The sequence below is a fragment of the Acinetobacter seifertii genome (assembly GCF_000368065.1).
Classification (GTDB): domain Bacteria; phylum Pseudomonadota; class Gammaproteobacteria; order Pseudomonadales; family Moraxellaceae; genus Acinetobacter; species Acinetobacter seifertii.
Map to the genome: position 1 here is coordinate 1,544,050 of NZ_KB851200.1, position 18,890 is coordinate 1,562,939.

Below are 18,890 nucleotides of genomic sequence, written 5' to 3' on the forward strand. Positions count from 1 at the left end.
ATTTTAATTTCATTCTTTTAGACAGAAAAACAATGCTGCTGAAAGTGCCTCCATCTTAAGGAAGTGAGTGTTCAAGATGAATAATACCGAAGCAATAATTAAACCTTCTTATGATGCAAAACTGACAAATCAAGACTTAGCTCCTTTAAAAAACAAAACATGGGGCGCTTATAATATTTTTGCTTTCTGGATGTCTGATGTTCATAGTGTCGGCGGTTATGTCATGGCTGGGAGCCTTTTTGCACTCGGGCTCAATAGCTGGCAGGTACTTTTATCTTTACTCATCGGCATTGCCGTAGTTCAGTTTTTTACAAACCTCATTGCCAAGTCTAGCCAACAAACTGGCACGCCCTATCCTGTTATTTGCCGCGCAACCTTCGGTGTACTTGGTGCAAATATTCCTGCTGTTATTCGTGGTCTTATTGCTGTCGCGTGGTATGGTATTCAAACCTATTTAGCCTCAAGTGCTTTCTTATTAGTCATTTTAAAGTTCTTTCCAGAATGGTCGGTATATGCCGATGTTTCAACTTATGGCTTTCTTGGACTTTCCTATCTAGGTTGGGTTGGCTTCATGCTGCTTTGGCTACTTCAAGCGATTGTTTTTTGGTCTGGCATGGACAGCATTCGTAAGTTCATTGACTGGGCGGGTCCGGCTGTCTACGTTGTGATGTTTGCGATGGCAGTATGGCTCATCTGGAAAGCTGGCTGGCAAAATATTGATTTAAACTTGAGCGGTGTTCAATATGACGGTTTTGCAGTTGTACCAGTCATGATTAGTGCTATTGCACTTGTTGTCTCATATTTTTCAGGGCCTATGCTGAACTTTGGTGACTTTTCTCGTTATGGCAAAAGTTTTAATGCCATTAAAATGGGGAACTTTCTTGGGCTACCGATTAACTTCTTAGGCTTTTCCTTACTTACTGTAGTTTGTATTGCGGCAACGCTTCCAGTCTACGGCAAGCTCATTACAGACCCTGTCGAGATGGTCGGCAAACTTGATAATACCTTTGTGGTGATTTTAGGCAGTTTAACCTTAATGATTGCCACCATCGGGATTAATATTGTCGCTAACTTTGTTTCACCTGCCTTTGATTTTTCCAACGTTTCACCGAGCAAAATTAGCTGGCGCATGGGTGGAATGATTGCAGCAGTTGGTTCGATTTTCATTACCCCATGGAATTTGTTTAATAATCCCCAAGTAATCCATTACACCATTGATATTTTAGGTGCATTTATTGGTCCACTTTTTGGTGTATTGCTAGCCGATTTTTACCTCGTTAAAAAACAGAAAATCGAAGTAGATGATTTATATACCTTAGATACCAAAGGTTTGTATTGGTACAAAAATGGTTATAACCACTCTGCCTTTTATGCCTTAATTCCAGCTTCATTAATTCCTATTCTCTGCGTGCTGTTACCACAATTATCTGCTCTTGCTAATTTCACATGGTTTATTGGGATGGGATTCGGTTTTGTCATTTACCGATTTCTTAACCAACTGCTTGCCCATGCTAAATCGGCAATGACGAAGGTAAAAGTACAATGAAAATTAAAATTATTAACCCCAATACCACTCAAAGCATGACAGACAAAATTGCTGCATCAGCAAAGATAGTCGCAAATTCTGATACTCAAATTATTGCAGTGAGTCCTCAAATGGGACCTGCAACAATTGAAAGTTATTATGATGAAGCCCTAAGTGCAATAGGTGTGCTAGAGGAAATTCGCCAAGGTGAACAGCTAAATGTAGATGCCTATATCATTGCCTGCTTTGGTGATCCTGCCCTTTATGCCGCCCGTGAAATCACTTCAGCACCTGTAATTGGGATTGCCGAAGCAGCTATGCGAACTGCAAGTTATGTAAGTACTGGGTTTAGTGTAGTCACAACCTTACAACGCACAGTGAATATGAGCTGGCATCTGGCTCATCGCTATGGGGCTACGCCATTTTGCAAAAATGTTCGAGCTTGTGACATTGCAGTTGAAGAGTTGGAGCTTCCTGACTCAGATGCTTATCGAACCATACGAGATGAGTGCAAAAAAGCACTAGTAGAAGATAAAAGCGATACGATTGTTTTGGGCTGTGCAGGTATGAGTGATTTATGTCTAAAGCTACAAAACGAGTTGGGAGTAATTGTTATTGACGGCATTGCAGCAGCCGTTAAACAAGCTGAAATGTTAGTCCAGTTAAATTTAAAAACCAGCAAAGTTGGTGATTGGGCCTCACCTCCTGTAAAGAGTTACACAGGCATATTGTCAGGATTTGGAGCACATTAGAAATAAATTACTGTTTCAATTCCAACTCAAAACGCTGCGTTGGAATTGAAACGGCTAAAAACCAAAAAATTAAACTTCGGCTAACTCTGGCTGTTGTTCATTTTTATAAAATGGCACATCACCGTTAATGGTTGCACGGTGCATGATGCGATGAGCATCGCCATAATCAAATAATGCTTTATGTTGCGTACAACGGTTATCCCAAATCGCGATATCACCATCTTGCCACTTCCAACGCAAATGAAATTGCTCTTGGGTCGCATGTTCAAACAAGAAATTAAGTAATTGCTCACTTTCTTGTTCAGGTAACTCATTAATGCGAGTGGTAAAGCCTTCACTTACGAACAACAAAGGCTCACCTGTAACCGGATGGGTACGCACCACTGGGTGAACCACTGGCGGGTTACGCTTAAAGGTTTGTAAAAGCTTTTCACGCTCTTCTTCATTATGGGCAAAACGCTCCAGCGGAAAAGACTTACGAATATCGTGTGTTGCAGTTAAGCCACGTAATTTTTGCTGCAACTCAAGCGGAAGCCCTTTAAAAGCTGCTGTGTTGCTCGACCACAACGTATCACCACCTACAGGTGGAATTTTAATGGCTTGCAACACACAACCTAAAGGTGGAGTTTTACTAAAAGTCACATCTGTGTGCCAAAGTTCATTGTCACGCAAATCTTGTTTCCAGCTATCGAGTACCATCACTTCAGGTACATCTTCAATTGAAGGATAAATCGGGTGCACATGTAAGCTGCCAAAACTACGTGCTAAGTCTGCTTGTGCTTGCGGCGCTAATTGTTGCTTTCGAAAAAAAATGACTTGATGATCAAGCAAAGCCTGCTGGATTTGTTGCGTTGTCTGTTCATTTAACGCATTCAAATCGATATCGTGAATAATTGCGCCAATGGTAGGCTTGATCACTTCAATATTTAAGTTTGCTACTACTGTATTCATCTTCTTTACTACAACTGCTGACCATACCAAGGAGAAAACTGTTTTTGTAACCAACGTAAAAACAGCTCAAAACTAACTGCGACAATCGCAATCACAATAATGCCCAAAATCACCGTATCGGTAATTAAAAACTGCGCTGCCGATTGCACCATAAAACCAATACCACGGTCCGCTGCAACCAACTCTGCTGCAACTAAGGTTGACCAACCCACCCCAAGACCAATACGAATTCCGGTAATAATATGAGGTAAAGCCGTTGGTAAAATGACATGCCAAAAGACTTGTGACTGACTTGCCCCTAGCGACAATGCCGCACGCTCACGATTAAGTTGATGGCTTAACACACCATGCGCACTACTAATGATGACAGGCGCCAAAATCGAGAAGAAAATCAAAAGTACTTTTGTGGTTTCGCCAATACCGAACCAAATAACAAGTAACGGCAAATAAGCTAACGGTGGAATTGGACGTAATAATTCAACCAATGGATCTAGAACTGCGCGAACCCATTTGTTCAGGCCCATCCATAAACCCAGTGGTACACCAATGACTACAGCAGCAATCAAAGCTAAAAACACACGAGAGATACTGGCTGCCAAGTGTTGCCACAAAGTAGCCTTCATAAAGCCTTCTTGGCTAACCGATATAAATTTTTGCCATACTGCCTGTGGACTCGGTAGAAATAGTTCAGGTACAACATGCAAAGCAGTAATAAGGAACCAGAGTGCAACCACACTTCCCACACTAATTATGCTGACTGCCAAAGTGCGATGCTTCTCAAAAAATGACGAGAGAAATGAAGTATTTTCTGTTTGCACATCTGACTTAAGTTTTAGCTCTGCTTTGTCATACTCATAGACGTTATCTTTAGTGTTCATGTAGGTAACGCCTCCTTACCGCTTTGCTTTTGTGCCCTCAAACTTTCAAATAACTGCTCTCTGAGCTGAATGAATTGAGGGTCAGATTTAATTGCACGAATAGACTCGCCCTGACGATATCGATTAGCAAAATCGAGATGTAGAGTTTCTACAATTTTGCCTGGATGCGCTGTCATTAGTACCAGCTGATTGCTGAGCAATAATGCTTCTTCAATGTCATGAGTAATTAAAAAGAAACTTTTATTTTGTTGAATCCATAAATCGAGCACTAACTGCTGCATGTTTTCACGCGTAAAAGCATCTAATGCCGCAAAAGGTTCATCTAATAAAATAAACGGCGCGTGACTAATCAAAGCTCTGGCAATACCAACACGTTGTTTCATACCACCGGAAAGTTCCCAGATATTGGCTTTTTCAACGTGACTTAAACCCACAATTTTTAAAATTGCACTCACCTGTTTCTCAATCTCTGCACGTTTTAAACCTTTTAACTGCAAAGCGAAGCCAACATTATCTGCAACATTCAACCAAGGAAGTAAGGCGTGATCTTGAAAAACAACAGCACGAGTTACATCTGGACCAGTTACCACTTCATGATTTACCAGCACATCACCAGAACTTGGCTTTTGAAACCCTGCCAAGATATTAAGCAAAGTTGTTTTGCCGCAACCCGACTCACCTAAAATCACGGTTAAAGAACCTTCTTCAATAGTTAGGTTAATGTCTTGTAAAACTGGCTTTTGCTGTTTAGGAAAAGTCAGATGAATATGTTTGGCTTCAAGTACACTCATGACAACTCCTTAAGGCTGCAAAAATGAAGAGTTCACATTGCCTTTATAATCGGCTTTCAGTTGATCGACCTTGCCCTGACCTTTTAAGAACTTCGCTGTATCAAAAATATTTTGCGCAAATTCACCATCTAACGTTTGTTTTTGCTGAGCACGATCTAGGTAAATATTTCCACTTAATAAAAGCGGGATATCTTTTGGATCAGAACCAGTAAGCTGCGCAATTTTTTGCACGTTATCGGCATCTTTAACGTAAGCGGCTGGATCTTGATTATATTTTTCAAGCTGCTCAAGCGTAGTTTTAACAAAAGCTTTTAAGAAATCAGGATTTTTCTCTGCAAAATCTTTACGCACAACCCATAAGTCATAAGTTGGAGCGCCCCATTCACCCACTTGTTTTGAGTCGGTTAAAACCGTACCAGATGCTTTGGCTTTACTTAAAGCAGGTTCCCACACATATGCTGCATCAATATCACCACGTTCCCAAGCAGCTGAAATTTCAGGTGGACGCAAGTTAATAATTTTTACTTTGTCTTCTGGAATGTTCCAATGTTTAAGTGCCGACAAAAGGCTGTAATGCGTGGTTGAAACAAACGGTACAGCAATGGTTTTGCCAATTAAATCTTGAGGAGTTTTAATGCCTGATTTATTACTTACCACTAATGCTTCAGATCCACCAAGTTTTGATGTAATTAAGAATACTTCAATCGGTAAATCACGGCTTGCCGCAGCAGCAAGTGGACTTGAGCCAATATTGCCAAGTACGACATCGCCTGAAGCAAGTGCATTGACAACGTCTGAGCCTGCATCAAATTTTTTCCATTGAATGTTACGTTGACTTTGTTTTTCGTAGTCACCATTCGCCTGTGCAACTTTACTTGGGTCCACTCCAGTTTGATAGGCAATCACGACAGGTTTGTTGTCACGAACTGAAGCACTTGTATTATTGTCTTTTTTATTTTGCCATACGATAAATGCAACAATTGCGACGATCACAATTGCCGTGACAATCAGCGGTTTGGTCTTCGTGCTCATAATTTCATGATCTTTCAATAATATAAGCCTATGGTATGCAGCCGGCTTTATAATGAAAAATAAAAAAATATGAGTTGCTTATCTAGTTTTTATAAATAACTTTTCTTCATAAGTTTTTATCTTTTGGTAAAAAGCAAATTTTAAGTAATCTTATAGAATAGATACAAAATTAAAATACTTATATATCAATAATTAAAAACGTTATTCCCAAATCATATGATTGGAAAAGCCTGACATAAGCTCTCTAGTATTTTATCCTACTCACCTTTAATCATTTTTTCTTTTGGTCTATCGCATTAGATGTTTTACGTCTAATCAATTTTCGCCATTTTTTATAAAGATCAGATTTTATTATCTTTTTATCTTAAAACCTCTGCAAATATTGAGATTTAGACAAATCTTTTTCTGGTTTATACATGACGCAAGTTTAATTTTTTATTTTTAAGAGGAGAAAATATATTTTGTTTAAACATCCCCAAAATTTAAAAAAAATATTCATCGCTACGACTTTGACTACCTTTAGTCTTTCAAGCCATGCAGCGCTTACCTTTGGTAATGCTGAAGAAGGTGAACTTAAAGTAAGTGGTACTGTTCGGGCTAAATATGTTTATGATTTTGACTCTGAACCCTCTACCAGTAAATTTTCTTTTAATGACGCCGTATTATGGCTGGACTACAACTCCCCGAAATGGATTGGCCGCTTAGATTATCGGGTTTATGAATATTACGGGCGTTTAGGTGATGCAAATTGGCTCACCGATGCATGGTTGGGTTATAAAATTAATGACAATAATAAAATTATTGCTGGCTTAAACCCCGTTCCTTTTGGCTTGGGTCGCTTTTGGGGAAATACTTATTATTTAGGCATTGCCAATAGTGCGGGTTGGGAGGATGTACACAACCTTGGCGTGAAATATGATTTCAATGATGGAATCAATGAGGCACAATTTGCCTTTTATCCTACCGATGGTGGCACCTATAGAGGTAAAAGCAAAGACTCGAGTCGATTTAGTATCAACCCTGTCAATGCAGATGACTCTGTACCAGAAGGCACCAATACCAAAGAAAAGAACTCCATTGTTGTTCGTGGTGCTCATACCTTTAAAAATGTCTTAGGCCAAGAAAATTTCTCTACCCAACTGGGTGCTTCTGCATGGTATTCCACCATTGAAAACAAACGCTCAGGGCAAAATGGGAATCGCCAAGTCTATTCGGTTTTTAGCAACACCAATTATAACCAATGGAATTTACAGCTTTTGGCTGGTTATCAAGACATTGATAATGCCGACAATCAATATAAAGACCACCTGACTTTAGGTGGTTTCGATTATTCATTTAACTCGGCAACTAAAGGTCAGATTTATTCAGCCGAACTCAGCTATTTGTTCCCTCAGCAATTTGGCCCAATTACCTCTGTTCGGCCGTATTTAAACTACAGCTCTTATCGAAAAGAGCAAGATGGTTTTAAAGACTCCACCCGTTTTATTCCGGGTATTGCGTTTAACTATCAAAAATTGACAGTACAAGCCGAGTTGCTGGTGGGTAAACACGATCCATATCTAGGAGACAGTGAAGGACTTGCGGCTGGTGGAAGCAATGATAAATGGAATAAAAAAGCATTTGTAATTTTTGCTTATTACTTCTAACTCCAAAAACAAAGGCCAACAGATGTTGGGCTTTGTTTTTATCTAGATATTTATTTTTACTCTAGTCGATTACTGGTGAATTATTGAGAGGAAGTTCTGCTTTCTCTTCATCGATGACATCGACATCTTGAGCGGTAGGCTCAAACTTAATCAGTAGCCCAATCACAATTAAAGGAATAAACGCAAAGATAGAAATAATCAGGTAAACATCAGTTTTATATCCCGCCATCCAGATCGGTAAAACAAACAAAGCAATTGCTTGAGCAACACCAGTTACTGCACGGTTAAAGCCGACCCCAACGCCACGAATCGAAGCTGGATAAGCCATGGTTGGATAAACCATCATTTGTGCCCCAGGCCCAAAGCCTTCGGCAAAAAGCCACAAACCGAGCATTACAATTGCGGTGTAGAGTAAAAAACTATTACCGGGTTCACCAATTAATGCCAAAGCAATGAGGGCTATAAACTGGAGTAAAAAGCCTGTAAGCAGCACATGCCGAGATTTAAATCTACTAGCAACAAATACACCTAACAGCCCGCCCGTAAATGCAAACAGCAAATTGAGTCCGAGTGTTGTAGTAATGGTCGTCAAGACATCGGTATGAAAGAAACGCGTTAAAATAGAAGGTAAAAAAAAGGCAATGGTCGTGTACTGAAATGCCACCGAAATGTGAATCACAATGGCCACAATCGTTCTTGGCAAATAAGTTTTATTAAATAAAACTGCAAAACCCTCGCGCTTTTTCTTTTCAGCAGTTCTTTCTACTTTTTCAACTGTAGCGACTGCATTAATTGCATAGGACTCTTGTAGAACTTTAGCTGCACCTTTTAAATCGCCTTGGTTTGCAAGCCAAATGGGTGATTCAGTTAAATATTTACCGCGAATAAAAATGATGAGTAACGCTGGCACTGCTCCAAAAATTAAAGATGCTCGCCATAACCAATTACTATGCTCAGGGGGTAAAAGAAAATAAAGCGCCAGAACTAGACCAAAACAGACCGAAGAAGCGGCATACCACATTGGGCACCATGCCGCTAAACGCGCGGCCTTGTTGCTACTTCCATTAAACTTGGAAAACTCAGATAAGTATGACATTGCCACAGGCAGATCAATACCAACACTAATGCCCATAATAAATCGGGCTAAAATCAAAACCCATACATTCGGTGCAAAACCAGCGACAATTGCAGCAATAACGAAGAGCACCATGTCCGCCATGAAGACCCGATAACGGCCAATTTTATCTGTCAGCCAACCACCAATTAGGTTACCAACAATGGTTCCGCAGACAATTGCTGAAGCCACCACACCAGTCATGACAGGGCTTAAAGAAAACTCTGAGATAACTTGCTCAATACCAAAGGACAGCGTTGTTAAATCATAGGCATCAATAAACACCCCAATTAGTGCCAACCAAATAACTTTATTCGATTTACCCTTCCCTGCAAATTTTGAAATTAATTGTGAAACATCATCGGGAGATTTAATTTCATAACGATGGTTATGATCGAGTTCTTGTGTGCTCACTTAATAATTCCTAAACTTTAATAACAGGAACAAAATAATGATTATTCACACAATACAAAAACAAATTAATCTGATGTTTTAATCTAAATTATAGAATTATTTTTTCATTATTAACTCAGCAGTAAAACCGATATAAAAAAGGAAAAATAAAAGCTGGTATTTAACCAGCTATTTATTTAACGGGTTTGCAAAATATTAACTCGCCTCAGCAAGTTTTAACTCTTTTAGATTACGATATTTTGCACCGCGGTGATTTTCAGGCAAATATGGCCCAGCACCAAATAATTTTTCTCTTAATGTTCCTTGTGCATAAGAGGTTTGATATACCCCACGTTTTTGTAACTCTGGCACAATGAACTCAACCACATCGGCAAAGGTTTGATGAGCCAAAATATAGGCAAGGTTAAAGCCATCAATATCGGTATCTTCAACCCATTGCTGTAAAGCATCTGAAACGGTTTCTGCCGAACCCACTAACACAGGTCCATTCCCACCTAAGCTGTTCCAGTTTGCAATTTCTTCAATGGTCCAAACACGTTCTGGGTCCGCATTCACATAAGAATCTAATAAAGATTGAATCGCGTTGGTTTGAATATATTCAACTTTGTCAGTTGGTTGATATTGTGAAAAATCGACACCAGACCAGCCAGATAGCAAGGTTAAAGCGCCGTCATAGCTTCCATAGCTTTGATATTCTTTAAACTTAGCCTGTGCTTTTGCATCGGTTTCATCAGTGACAATCGACAAAAGTGCATAAATTTTGACAGAGTACGGGTCGCGGCCTTCTTGAGCCAATTTTTGGCGAATACCTTGTACCACTTTTTTAGTGGCAATTTTAGACGGCGCTGCTATGAATACACACTCGGCATTTTGACTAGCAAACTTCTGCCCGCGTGAAGATGCGCCTGCTTGGTAGAGTACTGGCGTTCGTTGCGGTGATGGTTCACAAATATGGATGCCCGGTACTGTAAAGTATTTACCTTCGTGCTGAATTGGATGCACTTTTTTATGGTCAGCAAAGATACCGCTTTCACGATCACGAAGTACCGAACCTTCTTCCCAAGACCCTTCCCAAAGTTTGTAAAGGACTTCTAAATATTCATCAGCAATATCATAACGATTGTCATGATTAACCTGAGTTTTTAGACCCAAGTTTTTCGAACCACTTTCCAAATAAGACGTCACGATATTCCATCCAACTCGCCCTTTGGTTAAATGGTCTAACGTGCTAATACGTCTAGCAAAAGGATAAGGGTGTTCAAAGGAAATAGAAGTTGTGACACCAAAACCCAAGTGCTTTGTGACTGCTGCCATTGCTGGCACAATCTGTAGCGGATCATTGACTGGAACTTGTACTGCACCTGTTAAGGCATGTTCAGCACTTTGATGATAAACGTCATAAATACCAAGCACATCTGCAATAAAAATACCGTCAAAAAAACCACGCTCAAGAATTTGTGCTAAATCTGTCCAATATTCTAAATCTTTATATTCAATAGATCGATCTTGAGGATGTCGCCATAATCCAGGAGATTGGTGGGCAATACAATTCATTTCAAAAGCATTAAAACTAATTTTCTTAGTCATAAAATATTCGCCAGCATTTTATTTATTTTTTATACTAAAGCAATTTTTAGGTTTTCTTTATAATATAAACCCCAAACAAAATATGATTTTATTCTAATAGGTTTATATAATTTATTTCTAAAAAACATAAATAATATTAAGCCGCTAAGAATAGCAGCTTAATATCTAAAACTATAATTTATTGTTTATCAACATTCCCTATTCGCCATTGATACGGAGGTAATGTGCCGTTTACACTAAAATCACCGATAATACGATTTTTAAATACTCTCGGGTTATGTGAAGATAAAGTTCGTACATTACGCCAGTATCGATCTAGGCCTAAATCTTTGTCTGTTGCGGAAGCACCTAAAGCATCAAATAAAATCGTAGAAGCATTTAAAATTAGATCGGTAATGACCGTTTGAGACTGTGCACTTTCAAGCTCGGCAAGTGCATTTTGCTCCTCTTCAAGCTGCTCATTATTTTGAAATGCAGCTAAGTAAGCACGTTGTAAGCTTTGTGCGACTTTTTCAACAATCGCCCCTGCACTGTAAGCTGCACCACGGATTTGACCTACTACTTGTAAAATTTGCGGATCCTGTTTTACAAATGGAGCATTTGCATGCGTGTAGTTTCGGGTACGTTTTGCGACAGCTTGAGAAACATCATAGCTTGCAGCACGCCCTAGACCTGTAATGATTGCCAGTTGGACCAGTTGATAATAAGCCGCAGAATACTTAAAACGGTCATCATCAGGTAAAATTTCAGCTTCATCGACCAATACGTCATGGAAATATGCCGTACCACTTGCAGTAAGCTGCTGTCCAAAGCCATTCCAGTCATCGACAATTTCGACACCTTCATCTTCACGGCGAACAACAACTGAGCCAGACTCTCCTTTTAAATCTGTTACACCAACATCAACCCAATCTGCATATAGGCTCCCTGTGGTGTAGTATTTTTTGCCTTTAATGCGAATTTTTCCGTCACTATCTCGATATAAGTGTGTTTCAAACTGATCAATTGACTCTTTCCCGCCTTCAGACCATGCACTACCGATTGTTTCCCCATTTGCAATTCGGCTTAGCCAGCGCTGTTGAAACGACTTATCTTTACTTACCAAGACATCTTCAGTAAAACCAAAATGCACACGTAAAGCTTGGGGTAAGTTTGAATCAGCTTCTGCAAGTTCAATGAGCAATGCAAATAATTCAGGAATGGTTGCATCAAAGCCACCATGAGCTTTGGGAAGTCTTAGCCGTGTAAAACCAATATCTTTGAGCCACTGAAGTTGTTCATAAGGCAAAATATGCTGTTGCTCACGGATTAAAGCCCCTTCTTTAATACGGGCAAAAGTTGGTCTGAAATTTTTTGCCAATTCATCATAACGCTCAGTTGGCCCTTCACCCCACACGCGAGAAATAATTGAGGCCTGGCTTAGTGCAGCGTGTGTTAAGGAACCGAGATGATGCTCAAAATTTAAATTTGTCATGTAAGTAAAACCAATATTGCTTTGCTTTTACCATAAAATATTTATTTCACATGAAAACGATTATTTTTTTATAACAGTATTCAATCTTGATATAACACCAATCAAAAGCCTGACCGCCCTAAGCGATCTCTTTCTTGGTAAGACTATGCTGACTTTGCAATAAGGTTTGCATATATTCTGAATAGACAGATAACTTTTCAAAAATATGCTCTGAATAAAACATATCATCAATTAAATGCGTCATTTGACTAGCAGTAAACGTATCGCATAACCCGACCAGTGCTGCATTCATTTGCGCAAAATGAGCACATAACTGTACATATGCTTCATCTTTATTTTTAAATAATAATTTACGCATATCTAGCTGATCTAAGCCTTTTAGACTTTCATCTTTTACGACTTTGACCCAATGAATTTTTATTTTTAAGAACTGTTCAAGTTGTTTTAAAGCTTCTAAATCAAGCTCTAAATGGGTGATCAAAAAAATTGTAGAGATATCACTTCTACACAATGCTTTGATTAATTTTAAATAAATAAAGTCAGCTTCTCCCATCTCTATTAATTCTAAATCTAGATATATTTTTAGGCTCTCTAAAACCTCATCTACCTTAAACACAACCTTCTTGTCAGCTTGATAGTATTTATTCAGGATAGTAAGCACAGGTGGTGTTGCAGGTGTTGTATAAATAGCAGCTTTGTTTAAGTTCGCAAAAATAAATGGTGAGAATAGATAAGCTAAACTACTTTGCTGTGGCTCAATATGCGACTGAATTAAATAAACCGTTTGAGTTTTAGAAAAGTCTCTGAGTACTTTCGCTCTAAGTAAAGTTGCTTCAAGGTTCACATAAGTCTGTTCTAACTGATCTATTACCAAGGTAGAAATAGACTGATTTTTAATAATTTTATGTAGAACATTGAGTTGAGAAGTAATAAACATTTTTTAACATCCAAGCTATTTTAGAAGCGCTACACTTATACTCAGGTCTTTAAGAAACACGCAGCAACCGGACCCTACACAAAACAACAATGGAAATAGAAAAGAAGAACATAATCATGTGCTTAAAAAAAATCTAAAGCAGCGTTCACATTGAGTCTTGAAGGTTGGTTTAGGTCGACGGTAAATCCTGTTCATTTTTATTGTGAACTTTAGAGGACTGAATATATAGCTACAGATGATCGAAAAAAAACTATAGCACCCCCTCGAAACAACACTGAACTGTTATAGTTTTATAAAAAATTTCTGTATCTACATATACAAATAGAGCGAGTGCATGATTAAGAAAACTTCTTAAGGTAGGTAGTTTTCATGAGACGATCTATTGCATATCGCCAGATATTTCATCAATGTTTCAATGCAACATGCATTTTTACAAATGCAACATCAAGCATAAACTTTGCTAACAGATTGAAAACAATCAATCGCACTATTCTATTGAAATATCAAGCAATTATATTGCTTTACCCTGTTGGCATTTTACTTGCTAAGAACATTTATCACAGAAGTAAGTTTAATCGCCAGAGTACTTTTTTGCCTGAAAATAAGTATTTAACTCATTCAATCATCATCAGCTAGTTCACAGGGGGAAAGTTTATGAGCCTCGGTCTAACCGCTCTAGAATTAGCGCGAATACAATTTGCTTTCACAGTATCCTTCCATATTATTTTTCCGGCCACATCCATCGGACTTGCCTGCTTTTTGGCAGTTTTAGAATGGAAATGGTTAAGAACGCAAAATCCAATTTATAAAGATCTATTTAAATACTGGATTAAGATCTTCGCCGTTGCGTTTGGTATGGGAGTTGTTTCCGGTGTCGTAATGAGCTACCAGTTTGGTACCAACTGGAGTGAATTTTCACGAGTCGCCGGAAGTATTACTGGTCCTTTACTTACCTATGAAGTGTTAAGTGCCTTCTTCTTAGAAGCAGGTTTCTTAGGCATTATGTTGTTTGGCTGGGGACGTGTTGGCCCTCGAGCCCATTTCTTTGCGACGCTTATGGTTGCTATCGGAACATGTATTTCCATGTTCTGGATTTTATCTTCCAATAGTTGGATGCAAACCCCGCAAGGTTTTGCGATCGAAAATGGCATTATTGTGCCTAAAGACTGGCTAGCTATCGTTTTTAACCCATCGTTCCCTTACCGTTTTGCCCATATGGGTGCTGCTGCCTTCTTGGTTTCATCTTTATTGGTCGTAGGAACATCTGCATGGCATTTAGTAAAAGGCCGTCGTGATGAACTGGTGAAAAAATCATTCTCGATGGGTCTTTGGATGGTACTTGTAACTTCATGTTTACAAGTGGTGATTGGTGATAACCATGGTTTAAACACTCGTGAACATCAACCTGCCAAACTTGCCGCAATGGAAGGTCACTGGGAAACCAATCATAACGAACCAATGCCATTACTGCTATTTGCAATTCCAGATATGAAAGAAGAACGTAACCACTTCGAAGTGGGCGTTCCTTATTTGGGTAGCTTAATTTTAACGCATAGCTTAGATGGCCAAGTGACAGGCTTAAAAGATTTCGCACCTGAAGATCGTCCAAATTCAACGATTGTTTTCTGGAGCTTCCGTGTGATGGTGGGTCTTGGTGTACTCATGGTCACTTTGTCACTCATTGCACTTTGGTTACGTAAGCGTGGAAAACTCTATGAAACTTCGTGGTTCCATAAATTTGCATTGGTGATGGGACCATCTGGTTATGTCGCTATGCTTGCAGGTTGGGTAACTACTGAGGTTGGCCGTCAGCCGTGGGTTGTATACGGCATTATGCGAACTAAAGATGGACTTTCACATACGGTTTCCGCAGATCAGGTCGGACTGAGCCTGTTTATTTTTGTGGTGGTCTATACCATCGTTTTTGGTAGTGGTATCTACTACACCTTAAAACTAATTAACAAAGGTCCATCATTCATTGATTCACCAAATGTTGAAACTGGTGGCGTAGGACACTTTAAAACACCAATGCGTCCACTTAGTGCAGTCGATGAAAATATTGACAGCAAACAAAACTCTGGGGAGAACCGTCATGATTGATCTTTCTTTAATATGGGTCGGTATTATCGGTTTAGGTGTCATGATTTATGTGGTCATGGATGGCTTCGACTTAGGAATCGGGATTATGTTCCCCTTCATTAAGAACAGCCAAGAACGTGACGTGATGATGAATACCGTGGCTCCTGTCTGGGATGGTAATGAAACGTGGATGGTGCTCGGCGGCGCTGGTCTATATGCAGCATTTCCACTGGTCTATTCAACAGTTTTATCAGCACTATACCTACCTATTATTTTTATGGTGATTGCCCTGATTTTCCGTGGCGTGGCGTTTGAATTCCGTTTTAAGGCCCATCGAACTAAGCATCTGTGGGATTTAGCCTTTATCTGGGGTTCAATTTTAACCAGTTTTCTCCAAGGGATTATTTTAGGTGCTTATATTCAAGGGATTAAAACCGAAAATGGTATTTATGCGGGTGGTCCATTTGACTGGTTATCTCCATTTACGATCTTTACAGGTATTGGCGTAGTTGCGATGTATGCAACTTTGGGTTGTGGCTGGCTTATCTTAAAAACTGAAAAAGGCTTACAGCAACGTATGTATGAGCTTATGCCAAAGCTGATTATTGCGTTGCTCATTATTTTTGGTGGCGTAAGTTTATATACACCTCTGACTCATCCTGAAATTGCAGATCGCTGGTTCTCTTTACCAAATCTGTTCTATTTTAGCCCTGTGCCTATTTTGGTCTTATTGTTTGTTGGCCTGATTTTATCGGCATGTAAAAAACAGGATCATGACCTCAAACCATTTGCATATACATTGGCCCTCGTTTTCCTTGCATTTACTGGATTCGTGATTAGTTTATGGCCATATATTATTCCGCCATCAGTCACAATTTGGCAGGCCGCAGCACCACATTCAAGCCAAATGTTTGCTTTGGTCGGCGCACTTATTTTGATTCCAATCATTATTGCTTACACCATTGTGTCTTACTGGGTATTTAGAGACAAAGTCCGTGTAGGTGATGAAGGCTATCATTAAGTTGGGAGGGTTTTATGAAAAAGTCATCCGTTAAACTCAATCAAACCCAATGGTTTATTCTGCTATGGCTCGGTGGTTTTTTAGCCTTAGCTGTGATTGCTGGATTGTTTAAAGTGATATTGATTTATGCAGCCCCTTACTTAAAGTAATTCCAGCTTTCTAAACAAATGCCGTTTGTAGATTCTGCAAACGGCATTTATTATTGATTCAGTGCATCTTTTTTTATTTCGTGCAGCCCCTACATGTATAAATCAGAACAACTCGCTCATAGCATTCGCCAACTCATTGAGAGCGGTACTTTAAGTGCGCATGAAAAATTACCTTCATTAAGAGATCAGGTACAACGCTCTGGCTTTAGTTTAATGACCGTAATGAATGCTTATCAGGAGCTTGAATCACAAGGTCTGATCTATTCAAAAGAAAAGTCTGGATACTTTGTTGCCGAGCAAATTGCACTAAAGCCACTCGAGCAATATTCAGTTGTTTCGCTCAATTCTAAAATTGAAATTAATTCCTTAGTTTTTAAATATCTTAAGTCAATTCAACATGAGTCTGTCGTACCTTTTGGTTCAGCTTTTCCGGACAGTCAGCTTTTAACAGCACCCAAACTCATTCAAATTATGGGGCAACTTGCGCGTCAAAGACAAAGCTATGATCAAACAGCAAGTCTACCTCCCGGTAATTTAGCCTTAAGAAAACTGATTGCTCAGCGCTATTGTATGCAAGGGATACAAACTGACCCAGATGACATTGTCATTACATCAGGAGGTTTAGATGCACTGAACCTTTCCCTACAAGCTGTTGCTCAACCTGGCGACTATATTCTATTGCAACAAACCGTATTTTACGGCGCTTGGCAAGCTGCAGAGCGCTTAGGACTTAAAGTCATTACCATTCCTGAACATCCTCAACATGGTTTTGACCTAGAAGCTTTTGAACACGTTATTCAAACATATCCTATCAAGGTATGTTGGCTCATGCTGAATGCCCAGAACCCGATTGGTTTTACTGTTAGTGATGACATTAAATATAAAATTGCCAAATTGCTTCATGAACACCAAATTTATTTGATTGAAGATGATGTCTATGAAGAGCTTTTTTATGGCGGCCAAAAACCACTTTCAATGAAGTATTTTGACCAACAAAATCTGGTGCTTCACTGCTCGTCTTTTTCTAAAACATTAGGTGCTGGTTTTCGGGTTGGTTGGGTCTATGCGGGTAAGTTTTCAGACCATATTCAACATTTACAGCTTATGAGTACTATTTCAGTAAATGCACTCATTCAAAATGCATTGGTTGAGTTTTTATCTCATCATCATTATGAAAAGCACTTGCGTACACTTAGACTTTCACTTGAGCGTTATAAAAAACAGTTTTATCACTACTTAAAGCAGCATTTACCGAGCTCTTGCGAAGTGTATTATTACCCAAGTGGCTATTTTCTATGGGTCAAACTTCCTAGTACGCTAGACAGTATGCAAGTTTATGAAGCGTTGATTCAGCAAGATATTGGCGTTGCGCCAAGCCCTCTCTTTAGTGTTTTACCTGCACAGCAGCATTATTTGAGAATTAACTGTTCTTTTGAATGGAACACTAAAATTCAAAATGCATTAGATCAGGTTATCAAAACCATTCAACAAAGAGTTGAAGCAAATCTCTAAAGACATGCTTCGACCTAAGCACAATTTTATAGACTTTATTTTGTGGTAACTTGATAGTTCAAATCTATAGTTTTAAGGGAAACAGGTTCAAGGAATTAATATGGAAATTGATGAAGAACTCACCCTAAAAAAAATACAGATTTTTTTAGCTTTCATGCGCTGTGGAAATTTATCTAAAACAGCCACAGAAATGCAGCTGAGTAATGTCAGTGTTCACAAAGCACTGCACTCCTTAGAAAGCGCTTTACGTTGTCCTCTTTTTAAAAATGAAGGCCGTAATCTCATCCCTTTAAAAAGTGCTTATGTCTTTGAAGAACGGGCGCAAAAAATCGTACAAGACATTTTTATCACCGTAAATAAAACCAGAGAAGCCGCAGGTTTCGCAGCCAAGGTTTTACATTTGGGGTCTCTTTATTCTTTGACGGTAAATACGATTCCAAATGTGATTAGCGGTCTTAAACTCAGACGTAGTGAGCTTGATATTCAATTATTACTCAGTTCAAATCAGGATTTGGTGAAAAAGCTTAAAGCGACAGAGCTTGATGCCACTATCGTAGCTTTAAATGAAACCACTCAAGATGATGACTTTGAAATTTTGCCGATGTTTTCAGATGACATTTTTCTCGCAGTCAATAAAGATTCAAAATATGCCGATTTTAAAGACATTGATTTAAGCCTTTTAAAAGAAGAAACTTTTTTAACCTTAACTAAGGGTTTTGCAACTCATAACGACAGCGACATTATTTTTAAAAAAGCAGGTTTTTCACCTAAAGTTGCTTTACAGGTCAATGATATTTTTACCTTAATTAGTATGGTCAGCTCAGGTGTCGGTTTTGCTCTACTACCCGGCCGTATTTCTGCAGTTTATGAAAGTTCAGTAAAACTTATTCCGCTAAAACAGCAATATCATATGCAACAAGAAATCGGTCTGGTCTTTTTAAAAAGTAAGGAACGAGACCCAAACTTACTTGCTCTGATTGCTGAATGTCGAATGTTTGCCTCTAATTTTAAAAGATAAATATCGGCAA

16 protein-coding genes are annotated in these 18,890 nt (G+C 39.0%); 8 read left to right on the forward strand and 8 right to left on the reverse strand.

Annotation, left to right across the window (positions count from 1 at the left end; genetic code table 11):
- Positions 1-76 precede the first annotated feature (76 nt).
- Positions 77-1,546: an NCS1 family nucleobase:cation symporter-1 gene (locus F985_RS14745; RefSeq protein ID WP_004702230.1), complete on the forward strand. Its 1,470-nt coding sequence runs from the start codon at positions 77-79 to the stop codon at positions 1,544-1,546.
- Positions 1,543-2,277, forward strand: coding sequence for an aspartate/glutamate racemase family protein (locus tag F985_RS14750; RefSeq protein ID WP_004702232.1), 735 nt, complete (start codon positions 1,543-1,545; stop codon positions 2,275-2,277). Before F985_RS14745 ends, F985_RS14750 begins: the two co-directional genes overlap by 4 nt.
- A gap of 69 nt (positions 2,278-2,346) precedes the next feature.
- On the opposite strand, the gene tauD is transcribed toward F985_RS14750, so the two are convergent.
- From tauD to tauA, 4 genes are read right to left on the reverse strand one after another with little or no spacing between them, the layout of a single operon-like run.
- Complete coding sequence (tauD, locus tag F985_RS14755) at positions 2,347-3,228, reverse strand: taurine dioxygenase (protein ID WP_004702234.1); 882 nt, start codon at positions 3,226-3,228, stop codon at positions 2,347-2,349.
- Between the two features lie 8 nt (positions 3,229-3,236).
- Positions 3,237-4,106 (reverse strand): taurine ABC transporter permease TauC, encoded by an 870-nt coding sequence (gene tauC / locus F985_RS14760; RefSeq protein WP_004702236.1) that lies wholly within the window; start codon positions 4,104-4,106, stop codon positions 3,237-3,239.
- Positions 4,103-4,897 (reverse strand): taurine ABC transporter ATP-binding protein, encoded by a 795-nt coding sequence (locus F985_RS14765; protein ID WP_004702238.1) that lies wholly within the window; start codon positions 4,895-4,897, stop codon positions 4,103-4,105. The genes tauC and F985_RS14765 overlap by 4 nt, the downstream gene beginning before the upstream one ends.
- 9 nt (positions 4,898-4,906) lie before the next feature.
- Positions 4,907-5,947 (reverse strand): taurine ABC transporter substrate-binding protein, encoded by a 1,041-nt coding sequence (gene tauA / locus F985_RS14770; RefSeq protein ID WP_004702240.1) that lies wholly within the window; start codon positions 5,945-5,947, stop codon positions 4,907-4,909.
- A gap of 443 nt (positions 5,948-6,390) precedes the next feature.
- Between tauA and F985_RS14775 the strand changes: the two genes are divergently transcribed.
- Positions 6,391-7,575: a hypothetical protein gene (locus F985_RS14775; RefSeq protein ID WP_004702242.1), complete on the forward strand. Its 1,185-nt coding sequence runs from the start codon at positions 6,391-6,393 to the stop codon at positions 7,573-7,575.
- A 61-nt stretch (positions 7,576-7,636) separates the two neighbouring features.
- Here the strand turns inward: F985_RS14775 and F985_RS14780 are convergent, their stop codons facing one another.
- The 4 genes from F985_RS14780 to F985_RS14795 all read right to left on the reverse strand — a co-directional run bounded on the left by F985_RS14780 (position 7,637) and on the right by F985_RS14795 (position 13,101).
- A complete protein-coding gene (locus F985_RS14780; RefSeq protein ID WP_004702244.1) occupies positions 7,637-9,103 on the reverse strand; it encodes an MFS transporter in 1,467 nt (488 codons plus the stop codon).
- Between the two features lie 195 nt (positions 9,104-9,298).
- Positions 9,299-10,690: an LLM class flavin-dependent oxidoreductase gene (locus F985_RS14785; protein ID WP_004702245.1), complete on the reverse strand. Its 1,392-nt coding sequence runs from the start codon at positions 10,688-10,690 to the stop codon at positions 9,299-9,301.
- Between the two features lie 178 nt (positions 10,691-10,868).
- A complete protein-coding gene (locus F985_RS14790; protein WP_004702247.1) occupies positions 10,869-12,164 on the reverse strand; it encodes an acyl-CoA dehydrogenase family protein in 1,296 nt (431 codons plus the stop codon).
- Positions 12,165-12,282: 118 nt separating this feature from the next.
- Positions 12,283-13,101: a hypothetical protein gene (locus tag F985_RS14795; protein WP_004702249.1), complete on the reverse strand. Its 819-nt coding sequence runs from the start codon at positions 13,099-13,101 to the stop codon at positions 12,283-12,285.
- Positions 13,102-13,755: 654 nt separating this feature from the next.
- On the opposite strand from F985_RS14795, the gene F985_RS14800 reads away from it, so the two are divergent.
- The 5 genes from F985_RS14800 to F985_RS14820 all read left to right on the forward strand — a co-directional run bounded on the left by F985_RS14800 (position 13,756) and on the right by F985_RS14820 (position 18,880).
- Entirely contained in the window at positions 13,756-15,201 is a 1,446-nt protein-coding gene (locus tag F985_RS14800; protein ID WP_004702251.1) for a cytochrome ubiquinol oxidase subunit I, read from the forward strand.
- The gene (gene cydB, locus F985_RS14805; RefSeq protein ID WP_004702253.1) at positions 15,194-16,201 is read left to right on the forward strand and encodes a cytochrome d ubiquinol oxidase subunit II; all 1,008 of its coding nucleotides are present in this window, start codon (positions 15,194-15,196) and stop codon (positions 16,199-16,201) included. The genes F985_RS14800 and cydB overlap by 8 nt, the downstream gene beginning before the upstream one ends.
- A 14-nt stretch (positions 16,202-16,215) precedes the next feature.
- Positions 16,216-16,350, forward strand: a complete 135-nt coding sequence (locus tag F985_RS14810; RefSeq protein ID WP_000749813.1) for a hypothetical protein — start codon at positions 16,216-16,218, stop codon at positions 16,348-16,350.
- A 93-nt stretch (positions 16,351-16,443) separates the two neighbouring features.
- Positions 16,444-17,862: an aminotransferase-like domain-containing protein gene (locus F985_RS14815; RefSeq protein WP_004702255.1), complete on the forward strand. Its 1,419-nt coding sequence runs from the start codon at positions 16,444-16,446 to the stop codon at positions 17,860-17,862.
- Between the two features lie 100 nt (positions 17,863-17,962).
- Entirely contained in the window at positions 17,963-18,880 is a 918-nt protein-coding gene (locus F985_RS14820; protein WP_004702257.1) for a LysR family transcriptional regulator, read from the forward strand.
- Positions 18,881-18,890: the final 10 nt, after the last annotated feature.